A 16,381-nucleotide genomic window follows, 5' to 3' on the forward strand; every position below is an offset into this window, starting at 1 on the left:
GCCCGCCACCCCCGCAGAGGAAGGACCGACCATGGTCCGCGCCGCCGTACTGCCCGCCGTGGGCGCCCCGCTCCGGATCGCCGGGATCGAGCTGCCCGCGCCCGGTCCCGGGCAGGTGCGGATCAGGCTCGCCGCCGCCGGGGTCTGCCACTCGGACCTCTCGCTCTCCGACGGCACCCTGCGCCAGCCGGTGCCCGCCGTCCTGGGGCACGAGGGCGCGGGCACCGTCACCGCCGTCGGCGAGGGCGTCACCCAGGTGGCGCCCGGCGACCGGGTCGTGCTCAACTGGGCGCCCTCCTGCGGCGGCTGTCACTTCTGCGGGCTCGGCGAACCCTGGCTGTGCGCGGGCACGGGCGCCTCGGCCACCGTGCCGTACGCCACGCTCACCGACGACGGCACCGCCCTCTACCCCGGTCTGGGCACCGCCGTCTTCGCCGAGGAGACCGTCGTCGCGGCGAGCGCCGCCCTGCCGCTCCCGGACGGCGTGCCCCTGGCGGAGGCGGCGCTGCTGGGCTGCGCTGTGCTCACCGGCTACGGCGCGGTGCACCACTCCGCGCGGGTCCGCACCGGCGAGTCCGTCGCCGTCCACGGCATCGGCGGAGTGGGCCTGGCCGCCCTCCAGTCGGCGCGGATCGCCGGCGCCGGGACGATCGTCGCCGTCGACGTGTCACCGGAGAAGGAGGAACTGGCCCGTGCCGCCGGTGCCACCGACTTCCTCGTCGCCGACGACACCACCGCCAAGCGCGTCCGCGCGCTCACCGGCGGCCACGGCGCGGACGTGGCCGTCGAGTGCGCGGGCCGCGCCGACGCCATCCGCACCGCCTGGTCGTCCACCCGCCGGGGCGGCCGCACCACGGTCGTCGGCATCGGCGGCAAGGACCAGCGGGTGACCTTCACCGCGCTGGAGCTCTTCCACTTCGGCCGGACGCTCTCCGGCTGCGTGTACGGCAACAGCGACCCCGCGAAGGACCTCCCCGTCATCGCCGGACACGTCCGCGCGGGCCGGTTCGACCTGTCCGCCATGGTCACCGGGCGCATCGGGCTCGACGGCATCCCGGAGGCGTTCGCCGACATGACGGCCGGGCGGGGCGGGCGGACCCTGGTGGTCTTTCCGGGCGCCTGAGAACCCGGCCGGCGGCCAGGGCACCCCCGCTACTTCTCGCCCCGCTCCCTTCCCGGCAACTGGATCACCAGGAGTGCCAGAGTCGCCAGGGCCACGATGCGCGTGGCGGCCTGGAGGCCGTTCCACTTGGCCGACTGCCACATGGCGAACCACTCGCCGCCGACGGCGATGAAGCCCGCCCCGAACAGCAGCATGAGCATCACCAGGCCCAGCGTGCTGACCCGCCGGGCCGCCCGGCGGTCCGGGCGCCCGCGCAGCCACAGCACGGTTCCCGCGATCAGCACCAGTGCGGCGAGCGTCTCCCAGATGATGATCGCGACATAGACGATGTCCTGGAGCGCGTGATCCGTGACGGCCCGCCACATCAGGTCGTCGTCCTTGAACGTCGTGTCCATCGCCATGACGTGCCGGACGAACTCCCGGTTCGTGTCGAAGTCCGTCATGTTGCCGAAAGCGACGAGCGCGATGTACAGCGCCACGGTCCCGGTCAGTACCGCCGCCGCGACCGGCAGCGTGCCCCACCGCCCGGCTCGTTCCTGCCAGTTGTTCACCGTCCGACCTCCCACCCGCACTTTTCGGCCAGCCCCTGCCGGATACGTGCCCGCACAGGACGTGGGATACGCGCTGACCGGCGGTTCTCCCCGTGTTTAGGGGGTCAGCGCGCGTCCATCGTCACCGTGAAGGAGAAGCGGTCGCCCCGGTAGTGGATCCGGGCCACGTCCACCACCCGGCCGTCCTCGTCGTAGGTGACCCCCGTGCAGTGCAGGATCGGGCTGAGCAGCGGCACTTGGAGCAGCCGCGCCGTCTCCGGGTCCGCCAGGCGTGCCTCGACATGGTCCGTGATGCGGCTGATGCGCACGCCCACCACATCGCGCAGCACCTTGGTCATCGGCCAGCGGGCGAGATCGGCCAGGTCGACGCGCCCGGCGAGTTCGGGGCGCACCAGGTTCTCCGCCCAGTTGGTGGGCTCGCCCGTGTGCTCGTCGCAGCGCAGCCGCCGGAAGGCGACCGCCTCGTCCAGGTCCGGGAAGTGCTCCGCCAGTTCGCCCGGCACCTTCGTGGGGCCGTGCGCCAGGATCTCCGTCCGCTCGCCCGACTGCTGGGCCACGATGGCGTCGACCGAGCCGAGCAGCCGCACCGGGGAACCCCGCCGGGCGCTCGGCTCGATGAACGTGCCGCGCCGCCGGTGCCTGCTGATCAGCCCCTCCGCCTCCAGCTCCTTGAGCGCCTGCCGCATGGTGAGGACGCTCACGCCGTAGTGCGCGGCGAGGGCGTCCTCGGTGGGCAGCCGCAGCGGCGCACCGGCGCTGCGCCCGAGTATCGAGGCACGCAGCGACTGCGACACCTGATACCAGAGCGGCAGCTTCCGGTTGAGCGCGACGGAGTCGGGGGCGAAGGTGGTCACGGATGGCTCCGGCTCTACGGCTACGGCGGCTGGTGGACCATCACCGGCGGTAATGGCGCTCCAGACCTTGCCACACACCGTCGTAACCCACCTGAAGGTGGTCCGCGGTCCGGGCCCGGGCGGTGGTGGTGATCGGCCAGCGCGTCTCGAACATGAAGGCCAGCCCGTTGTCCACCTTCTGCGGCCGGAGCTCCGCCGCGCTCGCCCGGTCGAAGGTCTCCCGGTCCGGCCCGTGGGCCGACATCATGTTGTGCAGCGAGCCGCCGCCCGGCAGGAAGCCCTCCGCCTTCGCGTCGTACGCGCCCTCGATCAGGCCCATGTACTCGCTCATCACGTTCCGGTGGAAGTACGGCGGGCGGAAGGTGTCCTCGCCCACCAGCCAGCGTGGCGCGAAGACCACGAAGTCCACGCCCGCGAGCCCCGGGGTGTCCGACGGGGAGGTGAGCACGGTGAAGATCGACGGGTCCGGGTGGTCGTAGCTGATCGTCCCGATGACGTTGAAGCGGCGCAGGTCGTAGACGTACGGGACGAGGTTGCCGTGCCAGGCCACGACGTCCAGCGGCGAGTGGTCGTAGGTCGCCGACCAGAGGTTGCCGCAGAACTTGTTGATCACCTCCACCGGGCGCTCGACGTCCTCGTACGCGGCGACCGGGGCGAGGAAGTCCCGGGCGTTCGCCAGCCCGTTGGCGCCGATCGGCCCGAGCTCCGGGAGGACGAACGGCTGCCCGTAGTTCTCGCAGACGTAGCCGCGGGCGGACCCGTCCAGCAGCTCCACCCGGAACCGCACGCCGCGCGGGATCAGCGCCACATGGCCGGGCTCGGCGCGCAGCAGCCCGAACTCGGTGCGCAGCAGCAGCCCGCCGCGCTCGGGGACGATGAGCAGCTCGCCGTCCGCGTCGCTGAACACGCGGTCCGTCATCGAGGCGTTGGCCGCGTAGAGGTGCACGGCCATGCCGGTGCGCTGGGTGGCGTCGCCGTTGCCGCCCAGCGTCCACAGCCCGGCGACGAAGTCGGTGCCCTCGGCGGGGTCGGGCAGCGGGTTCCAGCGCAGCCGGTTGGGGTCGGGCGCGGAGTCGGTGAAGGGGGCGCCGTCGAGGTGGCCGTTGTCGATCCGGGTGAACGGCGGGTGCGCCGCGGAGGGCCGGACGCGGTAGAGCCACGAACGCCGGTTGCTGTGCCGGGGCTCGGTGAACGCGGTGCCGCTCAGCTGCTCCGCGTACAGCCCGAGCGGGGCCCGCTGCGGCGCGTTCCGCCCGTGCGGCAGCGCTCCGGGAACGGCCTCGCTGCTGTGCTCGTTGCCGAAACCGGTCGAGTAGGCCAGTGCTTCGGCGGACTTCCGGGCCTGCTCGTTGCCCGTATCGCTCATCGCGTGCTCCCAGCGCCGATGGATTCCTATGGGAGACCGTAGGATTCCGGGCCGGGCGCGTCAATGGATCAGGGGCGGGGCGTGGCGCCGGTGTGGCCGACCATGCGGAGGACGAGGTCGGCGTAGAGCTCGCCGACCTCGTCCGGGGAGCGCTTGCCCTCGGAGTTGAACCAGCGGGCGACGTCGATGCACAGGGAGAGGACGGCGAGCGCGGTGCCGGGCACGTCGGGGACGTCGAAGTCGCCCGCCGCGACCCCGTCCTCGACGATGGCGCGGACCGCGGCGTCCGTCTCCCGGCGCAGCCCGACGATCTCCGCGTAGTGCTCCTCGCCGAGCGCCTGCAGCTCGTACTGCACCACGCGGGCGGTCGTGTGGTGCTCGGCGTGCCAGCGGACGAAGGCCCGTACGGCGGCGGCCAGGCGCTCGGCGGGCGTGCCGTCGCGGTCCCGCTCCCGCCGGAGGATGCCGAGCGCGAGCCGGTGGCCGACGCCGCTGATCCGGTAGAGCAGCTCTTCCTTCGTCCGGTAGTGGATGTAGAGCGCGGCGGGGCTCATGCCCGCGCGGCCGGCGATGTCACGGGTGGTGGTGGCGTGGTAGCCGCGCTCCGCGAACGCGGCCACGGCGGCCTTGACCAGCCGCCGCGCGGCCTCCGGGGTGACGTCCGCCCACTCCTCGCCGTACTCCGCCCCCGCACTCATCCGCAGCCCCGTTCTCCGGCCCCGCCGCGGCCGCTCCGCGTGCGGGACGCCCACCCTATCGCCCGCCGCTGAGCGATCGCTTAGGGATGGGACGCTCCGCTTCGCGCGATCGTCGTCACCGCACCAGCCCGCCCGCCAGCAGCACCACCCTCGCCAGTTCCTCGTGGCAGATGTCGCTGTGCGCGCCCGTCGGCGGGCCACCGTGGCAGACGACCGCCGACGTGTCCACGTTGACGCAGCCGCTCGACGGGAGGGCGCCCTGGAGGGCCTCGGCGAGGGAGAGATCGGGGCAGTCGTCCACGGCGTGCATGCCGTCGTGGCCCAGCGCGCCCCAGCGGGAGTCGTCGAGGCCCAGCACGGAGTCGTCGTCGCCGGACGCCATGGACGCCAGCGGGTAGAGCACCCCGAGCGCCGTGTCATGGCTCGAATAGCAGCACACCAGCGGGCCGTCGACCCGGTCGTAGAGCCCGCTCAGCGTGCCGCCGCGGTCGGTCGCGAACGGCAGCCGCGGTGCGAACACGTAGTGGGAGAAGGCCCCTTGCAGCAGGGTCACCGAGGCCACCGGGGAGGCGCCGTCCGGGAGCCCGGACAGGGCGAAGGACGCCAGGCGCGCGCCGAAGCTGTGCCCGACCAGATGCACGCGCGGGCCGGTGGCGGAGCGGACGAGCCCGAGGAACGGGCCGAGCCCGTTCCGGCCGACCGTGCCCGCCCGCCGCTTCATCGTGTAGTACGAGATCTGCCGCAGCAGCTCGAACGCGCCGTGCCACAGCCACTTCAGACCGCTCGTGACGCCGCCGAGCAGCTCGGCGGGCAGCGCGCCCGCGCCCGCCAGCGCCGAGGCGAAGTCCCCGCACACCTGCCGGGGGTCGGCGGTGAGCATGGCAGGCAGCGGCCCCGGCCCCAGATCGGTCACCCCCGGCGGCTGCGCGGGGACCAGCCCGCGGGCGAGCGAGACGAACTCCTCCAACCGCGCCGGATCGTCCGGGCGTTGGGCGAGCAGCTCCGCCAGCCGGTCCACGACCGCCGCCTCGCACGGCAGGACGCGGACCAGCTCCTGCCGGGTGACCGGATCGAGCCCGGCCGGACCCGCTCCGGAGGCTGTGGCGGCGGCCGGGAGGTGGGGGATCGGCTCGTCGGGGAAGTCCATCGACGGCCAGATCACCCCCGCGTACCCGACCCGCCTGCCGCCCGCCGCCCCCGCGAGCAGGCCCGGGAACGGGGCGAAGAACCGGTCGTACAGCGCGGTCGCCGTCGACCGGTTGTTGTTCCATCCGTGCGAGAACATCACCAGGTCGGTGATGTTCCGTCGAGCGAGCCCTTGGACGAGCGCGTCCCGTTCGGCCGGATCGGGACCCCCGTTCTCGTCGAACGTCAGCTCCCAGTACGGTTCCACGCTCATCGTCGGCGTACCCGGCATGGCAAGTCCCCCTTGTGCGGCCAGATGTGCGCGGCATCGTCCCGCTGTCAAGGGGGCCTGTCCAGCCGCACGGCACGGTTTCACACTCCCGTGCCGCGCGGGGTTCAGGGAGCCAGGAGGTCCGCCGCCCGTATGCGGTGGAGATGGATGAGAATGTCGTACGCGCGGCCCAGCGCGGTCAGATACTCCGGCGTCGGATAGTCCGTGCCGATGTTGCGCGTCGGCCGTGCCACGTCCAGCCAGGCCCGCGCGGCGGCGGGTGCCGTCCGCATGTCGAGGACGTAGTTCCGGTGCGGCACCTTGTCGAGCGTGTACTCGTTGCTGCCGGGCGCGGCCGGCGGGACGGTGACGACGCGGGTGGGCTGCCCGTCCTGCATGGCGTTGAGGGAGCCCGCGTCGAAGGTGAGCCGGACGTTCACATAGCGCGCGCCCAGCCGGTCCCGCAGGAACGCCCCTTGCATCTTGGGGTAGTTCTTCGGGTCGTCGGTCACGTACGAGACATGCGCGTTGTGCGCGGACAGCAGGATCCTGTCGCCGGTCCGCTCCTGCCACCAGGCGACGTTGGCCGCCATCGTCTCGTCCCGGTAGCGCATGCAGCCGGCGACCTGCTCGGGGTCGTTCAGGTCGAACTCGTACATCCCCGCCGCCTGCACGATGGCCCGCGCGTGCTGCACCGCCCACGCGAAGTCGTCCCGGCTTCCGGCCGGGCGCTGCCGGGACAGCAGGCCGAGGGCCTCGCGCGCGTTGTCGGCCATGGCGCGCCGCTCGCTCATCGGACGCTCGAGGAGGTCGTTCATGGAACTGTCCACACTGGTGCCGGGCGCGGGCCGCTGCATGCGGTACAGCTCGGTGAAGCGGGGCAGCAGCGCGGGGTGGTGGGCACGGACGTAGTCGGTCACCTTGTCGAAGAGCGCGGGCCCGGCGTAGGCCGCGTCGTCCCCCATGAACCGGACCTTCTTCGCATGGCGGGAGTTGTACGAGCGCATCCACTCGATCAGGCCGAGGTATTCGCGGTTGTTCTCCATGCGGTACGCGTTCTGGAACTCCTCCCGCATGATCTGCCGGATGTCGCCCCTGCCGTGCACCACGTAGTCGTCGATCCGCACGCCCGTGCTCCAGTTGGCCTCCAGGGCGAAGGTGGTGAACCCCTTCTCCTCCACGAGGTAGCGGAAGACGCGGTGCTTGTTGGCGAAGAACTCGTGCGAGCCGTGCGTGGCCTCGCCCAGCCCCACCACCCGGGCATCGCCCACCATGGCACCCAGCGGCCGCAGGTCCCGCAAGTCACCCGTGGGGTCCGTGGTGCGCAGCGGACGGGCGGCGCGGGCCAGGGCGGACACCGGGTCGGCGGGACCGGACCGGGCCGCGGCGGGCCGCTCCGCCGCCGCCGCGCCCAGAGCGGCCAGCAGCGGGAGGGCGAGCGCGGACCGGCGGGAAAGCCGTGCGGAAACCATGGGAAACACTCCAGGAGATCGATCGGAACTCTCCTGGCCACCCTCCTTTCCGGGGCGCGACGGCCACCATCCGGTGCGCCCCCCTTCCCGGGGTGGAGCCAGCCCCACCCCCCGCGCCCGACGCCCCCTTCCGCCGTCACATACCGACTGGTTAGTCTGCCCGTGCAGCCGAGCGAGGGAGACGTGGGCGTGGGCACAGTGCGGGACGCGGGAGTCGTGGTCACCGGGGCGGGCGGCGGCATCGGCGCCGCGCTCGCCCGCAGATTCGCCGCCGAGGGCGCCCGCGTCGTGGTCAACGACCTCGACGTCGGCAAGGCCCGCGCGGTCGCCGAGGAGATCGGCGCCACCGCGGTGCCCGGGGACGCCTCCGGGGTGGTCCCCGCGGCCCGCGAGGCGCTCGGCGGACGGGTCGACATCTACTGCGCCAACGCCGGTGTCGCCCCCGCGGGCGGCCCCGAGGCCGAAGAGGACCTGTGGGAGGCCGCCTGGGACGTCAACGTCATGGCGCACGTACGGGCCGCCCGCGACCTGCTCCCCGAGTGGCTGGACCGCGGCAGCGGCCGGTTCGTCGCCACCGTCTCCGCCGCCGGGCTGCTCACCATGCTCGGTTCGGCGCCGTACAGCGTCTCCAAGCACGCCGCCTTCGCCTTCGCCGAATGGCTCTCCCTCACCTACCGCCACTGCGGCATCGACGTGCACGCCATCTGCCCGCAGGGCGTCCGTACGGACATGCTGCGCGGCACCGGCGCGGCCGGGGAACTCGTGCTCGTCCCCACCGCCATCGAGCCCGCGCAGGTCGCCGACGCCCTGTTCGAGGGCATGGCCGCGGGCCGCTTCCTGATCCTCCCGCACCCCGAGGTCGCCGACTACTACGCGGCCCGCGCCACCGACCCCGACCGCTGGCTGCGCGGCATGAACCACCTCCAGCGCAGGCTCGAAGAGGCCCCCGGCCAGGGCCGGATGACATGAACGATGCCGTGGACGAGGGCACGAACGATGCCATGAACGAGGGCACGAACGAGGGCACGGACGATGCCATGAACCGCGCCTGCCGGGACGCCCCTTGGCTCGCGCGGTTCACCCCCGCCCAGCGGGTCCCCGGCACCCCGCCGCCCACCGTCCTGCACGCCTTCCGGGCCACCGTCCGGCGCGCCCCGGACCGGCACGCCCTCGCCTACTTCGACGGGCGGCTGACCTACCGGGAGACCGACGAGCTGTCCGGCGCGCTCGCCGGTCACCTCGCCGCCCGCGGCTTCCGCCGGGGCGACCGGGCGGCCGTCATGCTCCAGAACGGCCCGCACTTCGTGCTCGCCGCCCTCGCCGTCTGGAGGGCGGGCGGCACCGTCGTCCCCATGAACCCCATGTACAAGGCGGGCGAGGTCCGGCACATCCTCGCCGACTCCGGGGCCACCGCCCTCGTCTGCCAGGACCGCGCCTGGACGGACTTCCTGCGGGACGCCACGGCGGGGACGGCCGTGCACACCGCCCTCACCGCCTGCCCGTTCGGCCTCCAGACGCGTGACGACGCGCGGGTGCTGCCCGGTGGGCGCGTGCCCCCGCCCGAGGGCGCCGAGGACCTGCTCGCCGCCGCCCGCGCGGGGACCCCGCCGCCCGCAGGGGCGGACCTCGGGCCGGCCGACCCCGCCCTCATCAGCTACACCTCGGGTACCACCGGCGCCCCCAAGGGCGCCGTCAACACCCACGGCAACATCGCCCACAACGCAGAGCGGGCCCGCATCGCCTCCGGACTGCCCGACGGCTCCACCTACTTCGCGCTCGCCCCGCTCTTCCACATCACCGGCATGGTCGCCGAGCTCGGCTCCTGCCTGGTCAACTCCGGCACGCTCGCGCTCGCCCACCGCTTCGACGCCGGGGTCGTGCTCGACGCGTTCCTGGAGCACCGCCCCGCCTACACCATCGGCCCCCCGACCGCGTTCATGGCCCTCATGGCGCACCCGGACGTCCGCCGCGACCACTTCGCGTCGTTCCGGCTGCTCTCCTCCGGGGGCGCCCCGCTGCCGCCCGCCCTCGTCGAACGGTTCCGCGCCGCCTTCGGCCCGTACCTCCACAACGGCTACGGCCTCACCGAGTCCACCGCCACCACCGCCTCCGTCCCGCCCGGCGCCGAGGCCCCCGTCGACCCGGCCTCCGGCACCCTCGCCGTCGGTGTGCCGGGCCCCGGCACGTTCGTGCGCATCGTGGACGAGGACGGTGCGGACGTGCCGTTCGGCGAGCACGGCGAGATCGTCGTCAGCGGCCCGCAGGTCGTCCCGGGCTACTGGGCGCGCCCCGGGGAGACGGCCGCCGCCCTCCCCGGCGGCGAACTGCGCACCGGCGACGTCGGCTTCATGGACCCCGACGGCTGGCTGTACGTGGTCGACCGCAAGAAGGACATGATCAACGCCGCCGGGTTCAAGGTCTGGCCCCGCGAGGTCGAGGACGTCCTCTACACCCACCCCGCCGTCCGGGAGGCGGCCGTCGTCGGGGTCCCGGACGACTACCGCGGCGAGACCGTCCTGGCCTGCGTCAGCGCCCGCCCCGGCACCGGGCCCGAGCCCGCGGAGCTGATCGCGCACTGCCGGGAGCGGCTCGCCGCGTACAAGGTCCCGCGCGCGATCCGGGTCCTGGCGGACCTGCCCAAGACGACGAGTGGCAAGATCCTCCGGCGGGAACTGCGCGAGGACGCGGCCGGCCGGGCACGACGAGGGAAGACAGGTGGCGGCGCATGACCAGGACGGCGACGGCCGGAACGACCGACGGCGGCGGGAGACCTGTACCGCAACGGCTGCTGGCCGCCGCCACCCGGCTCTTCGCGGACCAGGGCTACGACCGGACGTCCGTGCAGGAGATCGTCGAGGCCGCGGGCGTCACCAAGGGCGCCCTCTACCACTACTTCGGCTCCAAGGACGACCTCCTGCATGAGGTGTACGGGCGGGTCCTGCGGCTCCAGCAGGAGCGCCTGGACTCCTTCGCCGGCTCCGACGCGCCCGTGGAGCACCGGCTGCGGGACGCCGCCGCGGACGTCGTCGTCACCACGATCGAGAACCTTGACGACACCAAGATCTTCTTCCGCTCGATGCACCACCTGGGCCCCGAGAAGCACCGGCAGGTGCGCGCCGAACGCCGCCGCTACCACGAGCGCTTCCGCGCCCTCGTCGAGGAGGGCCAGCGCGCGGGCGTCTTCAGCGCGGTCACCCCGGCGGACCTGGTGGTGGACTACCACTTCGGCTCCGTCCACCACCTGGCCAACTGGTACCGCCCCGACGGTGCCCTGACGGCGGATCAGGTCGCCGGTCACCTGGCCGACCTGCTGATGAGGGCCCTGCGCCCGTAGCCCGGGTCAGTCCCGTACGCGGACCGACAGGCAGGTCACGCACCCCTCCAGCTTCTCGAACTCGCCGATGTCCACCGGGACCGGGCGCAGTCCCCGCGCCGCCAGGAGGGCGGCGGTCCGCGGGGCGCGCGACGAGAGCAGGACGCGGTCCCCGCCGAGCAGCACCACGTGCGCGCCGGGCTCCTCCGGTACGGGGAGGAAGCGGGGGAAGGCCGACGGGTCGTCGACGAGCGGCGGCCGGCCGATGACCGTGCCGTCCGGCAGCGCGGTGACCGCCGACTTCAGGTGCAGCACCTTCCGCACCGGAACGGTCACCACGCGCGCGCCCAACGGCTCGAAGACGGCGCGCAGTTGGCGTATCCCCTCGGCGTTGGTGCGCCCGCTCTCGCCGACGAGAACGGTGTCGCCGGTCTTCAGGACGTCGCCCCCGTCGAGCGTGCCGGGCGCGCTCACGCGGTGGACGGCGAGCCCCAGGGCCGCGGCGGCCCGCGCGGCGCCGTCGGTCTCGGGGCGGCGGGACGGCGCGCCGGAGCGGGCGACGAGGGCGGTGCCCCGGAAGACGACCACGGCGTCCTCGACGAACACCGCGTCCGGGCAGTCGTCCGCGGGCGGTACCTCGACGGTCCGCCAGCCGTGGTCGCGCAGCGCGCGGCAGTAGTCCTCCCACTGCCGCAGGGCGAGCGCGGTGTCCACGGGCTCGCGCTCGATGTGGGTGACCAGGCCCTCGGCGAGGCGCGGACCCGGGCGGCGGACCAGGGCGGTTCCGGTGTTCATGGGTTTCCTCTCCGCAGCGGCGGCCGCTGCGTATGATCTGCCGGATGATCTCCGACCGCGCGCGCCGCCCCGCCCCCGCCCCCTGCCGGATCACCGTGTGCCGCGGGTGCTGCTGCGGCGACCCCCGGAAGGTGCCGGGCGTCGACCACGCCGGGCAGATCGCCGGGCTGCGGGCCGCCCTGGACGGGGCCGCACAGGTGCGGGCCTCGGAGTGCCTGGACGTGTGCGACCAGGCGAATGTGATGGTCGTTCAGCCGTCCCCGGCCGGACGCGCCGCGGGCGGCCGCCCGGTGTGGCTGGGGCTCGTCAACGACGACGACGCGCTGGCCGACATAGCGGCCTGGGTACGGGCCGGGGGCCCCGGCCTCGCGGAACCCCCGGGCGTGCTGGACCTGTACGAGTTCACCGTCTCGCGCCGGGTGGGCAGGAACCTGGAGGACTGAGCGGAGTTCAGTCGGCGGCCGCGGCCGCCTTCTCCAGCTGGAACGCCTCGTTGCCCAGGCCGATCCCGGCGTGCACCCGGGGCCGCGCGTACTTGAGGACGAGCCCGAAGACGAGGCCGACGACGACGGCCGCCCCGATGATGCCCGGCAGGATCCAGCGCAGGGCCGAGCCGGGGTCGGAGCCGAGCAGCACGTCGAAGTCCCGGACGGCGAAGCCCGCGATGACGAGGAGGGCGAGACCGGCGACGCCGGAGGCGATGAGCCGGGGCGCCTGGGCGCGGGCCGCCCCGCGCCGTACGAAGAAGGCGATGACGGCGGCGGACGCGGCGGCCATGAGCACGATGACGCCGAGGGCGCCCACGTTGCCGGTCCAGGTGAACAGGCGCCCGATGGGGGCCGTCGGGTCGCCGTCGGGCTTGTCGTCGGTGAGCGCGCAGAGCAGCACGGCGAGGACGGAGACGGCGCTCTGCAGCAGCGAGCCGTGGGCGGGCGCCCCGCTGCCCTTGGTCGTCCGGCCCATGGCGGCGGGCAGCAGGCCCTCCCGGCCCATGGCGAAGGCGTAGCGGGCGACGACGTTGTGGAAGCTGAGCATCGCGGCGAACATGCCGGTCACGTAGAAGACGTGCATGACGTCGGTGAAGGCACCGCCGAGCCGCTCCTCGGTGAGGGCGAAGAGGAGGTTCGGGCCCTGTTCCTGGGCGAGGCCGACGACCCGGCCGGGGCCCGCGGCCACGCCGAGCGCCCAGGAGCCGACGGCGAAGAAGAGGGCGACGAAGCCGACGGCGAGGAAGGTCACCCGGGCGACGACGACCTGCGGGCGGCTGGTCTCCTCCGCGTAGACGGCGGCCTGTTCGAAGCCGACGAACGCGGCGATGGTGAAGCACAGCGCGGTGCCGAGCCCGCCGCCGCCGAGGCTCGCGGGGTCGAAGGCGTGGAAGGAGACGCCCTCCGGCCCCGGGCTCCCGAGGCCCGCGACGTCGAAGACGACGATCATGACGCACTCGATCAGCAGCAGGACGCCGAGGACCTTGGCGTTGAGGTCTATCTTCAGCCAGCCGAGGACGCCGACGAGGAGGACGGCGGCGAAGGCGGGCACCCACCAGGCGACACCGACCCCCAGGTGCTTGTCGAGGAGCCCGGAGACCTCGAAGCCGAAGATGCCGTAGATGCCGAACTGGAGGGCGCTGTAGGCGACCAGGGCGACGACGGAGGCGGCGGCCCCGGCGGTGCCGCCGAGCCCGCGGGCGATGTAGGCGTAGAACGCCCCGGCGTTGTGGACGTGGCGGCTCATCTCGGCGTAGCCGAAGCTGAAGAGGGTGAGCACCACCCCGAGGATGACGAAGAGCAGGGGCTGGCCGACGATGCCCATCGTGCCGTAGGTGGTGGCCATGACACCGGCCGTCACCATCAGCGGCGCGTTGGCGGCGACCACGGAGAGCAGGAGCCCGGCCAGCCCTATCCGGTCGGCGCGCAGCCGTCTCTCCTGGCCCTTGAACGTGCTGATCTCGCTCGTGGTGCCCGTCGGCATGGCGGAGTCGTCCTTCCCGTGGGGATGAGCGGGGCGGTCGTGCGTGCGGGTGGTGCGGCGGTCTACGCCGAGCCGAGCGCGGCGCGGCGCGCGGCCAGGAACGCCTTGCGCGGGTCCCGGTCGGGGTACGACCAGGGGGCGCGGGTGGCATGCGGGCCGATGCGGGTGAGCAGGGCGGCGGCCTCGGCGGGCCGGCCCTCGTGCAGCTTGGCGTGGGCGAGGTAGTTGAGGTCGACCTTGCGCCGGGGGTGGGCGGTGGCGTCGGCCGGGCCGGCGGGGTCCGCCGGATTGTCGACGTCCCATTCCAGCCACCAGTCGAAGGCGGCCTTCATGACCTGGCGGGCGCGCCGGGTGGCCCAGTGCCCGGAGCGCGCGGGGTCGCGGGGCTCGACCCCGGCACGGGCCAGCACGCGGTAGCGCTCGGCGTGGGCGACGACGGGGAGCACGGCCAGGGGCGAGTCGGCGGGGGCCTGCTCGGCGGCCCAGGACGCGAAGTCGTAGACCTCGTGGAGCGGGTCGTCGCGGTCGTCGGCCTGGTGCTCGGCGAGGCAGGCGGCCATCAGGTGGTGCGCGTGATGGTGGTCGCGGTGCCGGGCGCGCACCTGGTCGAAGGCGCGCACCCGCTCGTCGTCGGTGCCGGTGTGGCGGGCGAGGACGAGGATGCCGAGCCAGGGGGTCGGGTCGGCGGGCGCCATCCGGGCGGCGGTCAGACAGGCGGCGCGGGCCACCTCGGGTATCTCCTGGCCGCGGACCGTCCGGAAGACGGTGGCGCAGGCGAGGAGGACGGCGGCGTCGGGGCTGTCGGGCTCGGCGAGCTGCCACTCCCGGGCCCAGGCGCTGCTGGCCGGGCCCTCGGCGAGGACGACGAGGCGGTGGCCGCGGCGGTCCCAGTCGTCACCGGTGTCGGCGAGCAGGTTGCGGGCCTCGGTCCAGCGGCCGCGGGCCAGGGCGTCACGGGCGGAGCAGAGTTCGGCGTCGTCCAGGGCGGGGTCGAAGGCCGGTCCGTCCTTGTTCCGGGGGCGGCCCAAGGGTGGGGGAGTCATCGGCGGGCTTCCTCCACGGGCGTACGTCCCCTCCGGGCGCCGGTTCGAGGCGTCCGCACAGCCATCCGCGTCGTTGTCGAGCACGGTAATCACGCACAGCAAAGCGGTAGTCACTGGTCCGAGTCAAGAGTGATCTTAAAGGTGGTCGGACGGGCGTCTTTCGTGCGCGCGTGCTATCCCTCATTGGGGGGAACGCGGGGGGTAATAGGCGGCCGAAAGGCGGGTACCCGACCGTCGCACCGCCCAGAGGGCGGCTATCGTTTTTCTGTCAAGTCCCCTACGACCGAATGGTCTTGAGGTGCGCGACGTGATGGTCTTCGCCTTCGCCGTGAGCGCGGCGTGCTGTCTGGGCATCGGCTTCGTCTACCAGCAGAGCGCCGCGCAACGGGCACCGATGAGCGATTTCCTCTCCATCCGGCTGCTGCTCGACCTGGTCAGGATGCCGCAATGGCTGGTCGGCATCGCGCTGATGATCGCCGGCATGGTCCTCGGCGCGATCGCGCTGGGGCGGGGCGAGGTCTCCCTGGTGGAGCCGCTGCTGGCGACGAACCTGCTGTTCGCCATGGCCCTCTCCCGCTGGCGGACCCGGCAGCCGCTGGGCGCCACGGGCTGGTGCGGGCTGTGGCTGCTGGCCGGCGGGGTCGCGGCCTTCATCGTCGCGGGCCGCCCGCACGGCGGCGACTCCGTCACCGACCCGCTGCGGCACTGGCTGATCATCGGCCTGATGGTGGGCACGGCCCTGCTGCTCGCGACGGTCTCCAAACGGCTCCGGATGAGCGTGGAGGCCCCGCTGCTGGCCGTGGCCGCCGGACTGCTCTACGGCGTGCAGGACGCCCTGACCCGGGTCAGCGGCCAGCGGCTGTCCCACGGCGGCTGGACCTCGCTCGTGGTGAGCTGGCAGCCGTACGGGGTGCTGGCGCTCGGCGTCACCGCGCTGGTCCTGGTGCAGAGCGCCTTCGAGACGGCCCCGCTGCGGCTGTCGCTGCCCGCGCTGACCGCCGCCCAGCCCCTCGCGGGCATCGCCTGCGGCGTGGGATTCCTGGGCGACCGGCTGCGGACGACACCCGGGGCGCTGGCCTGGGAGGCCGGGGGACTGGTGGCGATCGTGCTCGGCATCGTGCTGATCGGACGGCACCCGGCCATGCCGTCCGGGGCCGCGGAACCGGACCGCGTCCGCGACCTCCAGCCCCACTGACCGGACCCACTGATTGGATGGGGCCATGACCGATCAGCTACCGCAACCGGCGGACGAGGTGCTGGACATCGTCGACGAGCAGGACCGGGTCGTGGGACGGGCCCCGCGCGGCGAGGCCTACGCGAAGGGGCTGCGCCACCGCTGCGTCTTCGTCCGGGCCCGGGACGCGGCGGGCCGGATCTTCGTCCACCGCCGTACCGCGCAGAAGCTCGTCTTCCCCTCGCACTACGACATGTTCGTCGGCGGCGTCGTCGGGGCGGGCGAGTCCTACGACGAGGCGGCCCTCCGCGAGGCCGAGGAGGAACTCGGCGTCACCGGCCTCCCCGCCCCCACCCCGCTCTTCCGCTTCCGCTACGACGCACCGGGCCAGTCCTGGTGGTCCGCCGTCTACGAGGTCCGCTGCGATGCCGCGGTCTCACCGCAGGTCTCGGAGGTGGCCTGGCACGCGTTCCTCTCCGAGGAGGAGCTGGCGGCGAAGCTCCCGGAATGGCCGTGGGTACCCGACGGCCGCGAGCCGATCAGACCGATGTTCGGGCCTTCGGGCGTCTCGATCGGGCACATGCGGCCGTAGTGCGACGGGTGGACGTCTCGGACCTCGAAGCCG

The 16,381-nt window shown here is 73.6% G+C and carries 15 protein-coding genes and 2 pseudogenes; 7 read left to right on the top strand and 10 right to left on the bottom strand.

Going from position 1 to position 16,381, the window contains the following annotated elements:
• The first annotated feature begins 31 nt into the window (after window positions 1–31).
• A complete protein-coding gene (locus tag ACWD4A_RS17560; RefSeq protein ID WP_451194743.1) occupies window positions 32–1,123 on the top strand; it encodes a Zn-dependent alcohol dehydrogenase in 1,092 nt (363 codons plus the stop codon).
• A gap of 29 nt (window positions 1,124–1,152) precedes the next feature.
• Here the strand turns inward: ACWD4A_RS17560 and ACWD4A_RS17565 are convergent, their stop codons facing one another.
• The 6 genes from ACWD4A_RS17565 to ACWD4A_RS17590 all read right to left on the bottom strand — a co-directional run bounded on the left by ACWD4A_RS17565 (window position 1,153) and on the right by ACWD4A_RS17590 (window position 7,460).
• Window positions 1,153–1,674 (bottom strand): DUF2165 domain-containing protein, encoded by a 522-nt coding sequence (locus tag ACWD4A_RS17565; protein ID WP_451194745.1) that lies wholly within the window; start codon window positions 1,672–1,674, stop codon window positions 1,153–1,155.
• 104 nt (window positions 1,675–1,778) lie between these two features.
• The gene (locus tag ACWD4A_RS17570) at window positions 1,779–2,528 is read right to left on the bottom strand and encodes a GntR family transcriptional regulator (RefSeq protein ID WP_451194747.1); all 750 of its coding nucleotides are present in this window, start codon (window positions 2,526–2,528) and stop codon (window positions 1,779–1,781) included.
• 40 nt (window positions 2,529–2,568) lie between these two features.
• On the bottom strand, window positions 2,569–3,894 hold the full coding sequence (gene hmgA / locus ACWD4A_RS17575) for a homogentisate 1,2-dioxygenase (protein WP_451194749.1): 1,326 nt from the start codon (window positions 3,892–3,894) through the stop codon (window positions 2,569–2,571).
• Between the two features lie 68 nt (window positions 3,895–3,962).
• A complete protein-coding gene (locus tag ACWD4A_RS17580) occupies window positions 3,963–4,592 on the bottom strand; it encodes a TetR/AcrR family transcriptional regulator (RefSeq protein ID WP_451194750.1) in 630 nt (209 codons plus the stop codon).
• A gap of 115 nt (window positions 4,593–4,707) precedes the next feature.
• A complete protein-coding gene (locus ACWD4A_RS17585; protein WP_451194752.1) occupies window positions 4,708–6,009 on the bottom strand; it encodes a serine-threonine protein kinase in 1,302 nt (433 codons plus the stop codon).
• A gap of 104 nt (window positions 6,010–6,113) precedes the next feature.
• Window positions 6,114–7,460, bottom strand: coding sequence for an erythromycin esterase family protein (locus ACWD4A_RS17590; protein WP_451194754.1), 1,347 nt, complete (start codon window positions 7,458–7,460; stop codon window positions 6,114–6,116).
• A 189-nt stretch (window positions 7,461–7,649) separates the two neighbouring features.
• On the opposite strand from ACWD4A_RS17590, the gene ACWD4A_RS17595 reads away from it, so the two are divergent.
• From ACWD4A_RS17595 to ACWD4A_RS17605, 3 genes are all read left to right on the top strand, one after another.
• A complete protein-coding gene (locus ACWD4A_RS17595) occupies window positions 7,650–8,429 on the top strand; it encodes an SDR family oxidoreductase (protein ID WP_451194756.1) in 780 nt (259 codons plus the stop codon).
• A gap of 68 nt (window positions 8,430–8,497) precedes the next feature.
• Window positions 8,498–10,189: a class I adenylate-forming enzyme family protein gene (locus ACWD4A_RS17600; RefSeq protein ID WP_451194777.1), complete on the top strand. Its 1,692-nt coding sequence runs from the start codon at window positions 8,498–8,500 to the stop codon at window positions 10,187–10,189.
• Window positions 10,186–10,794, top strand: a complete 609-nt coding sequence (locus tag ACWD4A_RS17605; RefSeq protein ID WP_451194758.1) for a TetR/AcrR family transcriptional regulator — start codon at window positions 10,186–10,188, stop codon at window positions 10,792–10,794. Before ACWD4A_RS17600 ends, ACWD4A_RS17605 begins: the two co-directional genes overlap by 4 nt.
• Before the next feature lie 6 nt (window positions 10,795–10,800).
• Here the strand turns inward: ACWD4A_RS17605 and ddaH are convergent, their stop codons facing one another.
• Entirely contained in the window at window positions 10,801–11,568 is a 768-nt protein-coding gene (ddaH, locus tag ACWD4A_RS17610; protein WP_451194760.1) for a dimethylargininase, read from the bottom strand.
• Between the two features lie 44 nt (window positions 11,569–11,612).
• Between ddaH and ACWD4A_RS17615 the strand changes: the two genes are divergently transcribed.
• Window positions 11,613–12,011 carry a (2Fe-2S) ferredoxin domain-containing protein gene (locus ACWD4A_RS17615; RefSeq protein WP_451194762.1) on the top strand — a complete coding sequence of 133 codons (399 nt, stop codon included), beginning with the start codon at window positions 11,613–11,615 and terminating at the stop codon, window positions 12,009–12,011.
• Between the two features lie 7 nt (window positions 12,012–12,018).
• On the opposite strand, the gene ACWD4A_RS17620 is transcribed toward ACWD4A_RS17615, so the two are convergent.
• On the bottom strand, window positions 12,019–13,539 hold the full coding sequence (locus tag ACWD4A_RS17620) for an APC family permease (RefSeq protein WP_451194764.1): 1,521 nt from the start codon (window positions 13,537–13,539) through the stop codon (window positions 12,019–12,021).
• Between the two features lie 62 nt (window positions 13,540–13,601).
• Window positions 13,602–14,582, bottom strand: a complete 981-nt coding sequence (locus tag ACWD4A_RS17625; protein ID WP_451194766.1) for a hypothetical protein — start codon at window positions 14,580–14,582, stop codon at window positions 13,602–13,604.
• A gap of 310 nt (window positions 14,583–14,892) precedes the next feature.
• Between ACWD4A_RS17625 and ACWD4A_RS17630 the strand changes: the two genes are divergently transcribed.
• Together ACWD4A_RS17630 and ACWD4A_RS17635 are read left to right on the top strand one after the other, a co-directional pair.
• On the top strand, window positions 14,893–15,777 hold the full coding sequence (locus ACWD4A_RS17630; protein ID WP_451194779.1) for a DMT family transporter: 885 nt from the start codon (window positions 14,893–14,895) through the stop codon (window positions 15,775–15,777).
• A 25-nt stretch (window positions 15,778–15,802) separates the two neighbouring features.
• Window positions 15,803–16,288: pseudogene (locus tag ACWD4A_RS17635) on the top strand (NUDIX domain-containing protein); the annotation flags it as partial.
• Here the strand turns inward: ACWD4A_RS17635 and ACWD4A_RS17640 are convergent.
• Window positions 16,279–16,381, bottom strand: a pseudogene (locus ACWD4A_RS17640) (hypothetical protein); the annotation flags it as partial. The pseudogenes ACWD4A_RS17635 and ACWD4A_RS17640 sit on opposite strands and share 10 nt — an antisense overlap.

This window comes from Streptomyces sp. NPDC002537, assembly GCF_053594975.1.

What these genes read in the sequence shown, in the direction of transcription:
- ACWD4A_RS17560 (WP_451194743.1), top strand. Translation starts at nt 32, where the DNA reads ATGGTCCGCGCCGCCGTACTGCCCGCCGTGGGCGCCCCGCTCCGGATC.
- hmgA (WP_451194749.1), bottom strand. Translation starts at nt 3,894, where the DNA reads ATGAGCGATACGGGCAACGAGCAGGCCCGGAAGTCCGCCGAAGCACTG.
- ACWD4A_RS17580 (WP_451194750.1), bottom strand. Translation starts at nt 4,592, where the DNA reads ATGAGTGCGGGGGCGGAGTACGGCGAGGAGTGGGCGGACGTCACCCCG.
- ACWD4A_RS17585 (WP_451194752.1), bottom strand. Translation starts at nt 6,009, where the DNA reads ATGCCGGGTACGCCGACGATGAGCGTGGAACCGTACTGGGAGCTGACG.
- ACWD4A_RS17590 (WP_451194754.1), bottom strand. Translation starts at nt 7,460, where the DNA reads ATGGTTTCCGCACGGCTTTCCCGCCGGTCCGCGCTCGCCCTCCCGCTG.
- ACWD4A_RS17600 (WP_451194777.1), top strand. Translation starts at nt 8,498, where the DNA reads ATGAACCGCGCCTGCCGGGACGCCCCTTGGCTCGCGCGGTTCACCCCC.
- ACWD4A_RS17605 (WP_451194758.1), top strand. Translation starts at nt 10,186, where the DNA reads ATGACCAGGACGGCGACGGCCGGAACGACCGACGGCGGCGGGAGACCT.
- ddaH (WP_451194760.1), bottom strand. Translation starts at nt 11,568, where the DNA reads ATGAACACCGGAACCGCCCTGGTCCGCCGCCCGGGTCCGCGCCTCGCC.
- ACWD4A_RS17615 (WP_451194762.1), top strand. Translation starts at nt 11,613, where the DNA reads ATGATCTCCGACCGCGCGCGCCGCCCCGCCCCCGCCCCCTGCCGGATC.
- ACWD4A_RS17620 (WP_451194764.1), bottom strand. Translation starts at nt 13,539, where the DNA reads ATGCCGACGGGCACCACGAGCGAGATCAGCACGTTCAAGGGCCAGGAG.
- ACWD4A_RS17625 (WP_451194766.1), bottom strand. Translation starts at nt 14,582, where the DNA reads ATGACTCCCCCACCCTTGGGCCGCCCCCGGAACAAGGACGGACCGGCC.
- ACWD4A_RS17630 (WP_451194779.1), top strand. Translation starts at nt 14,893, where the DNA reads ATGGTCTTCGCCTTCGCCGTGAGCGCGGCGTGCTGTCTGGGCATCGGC.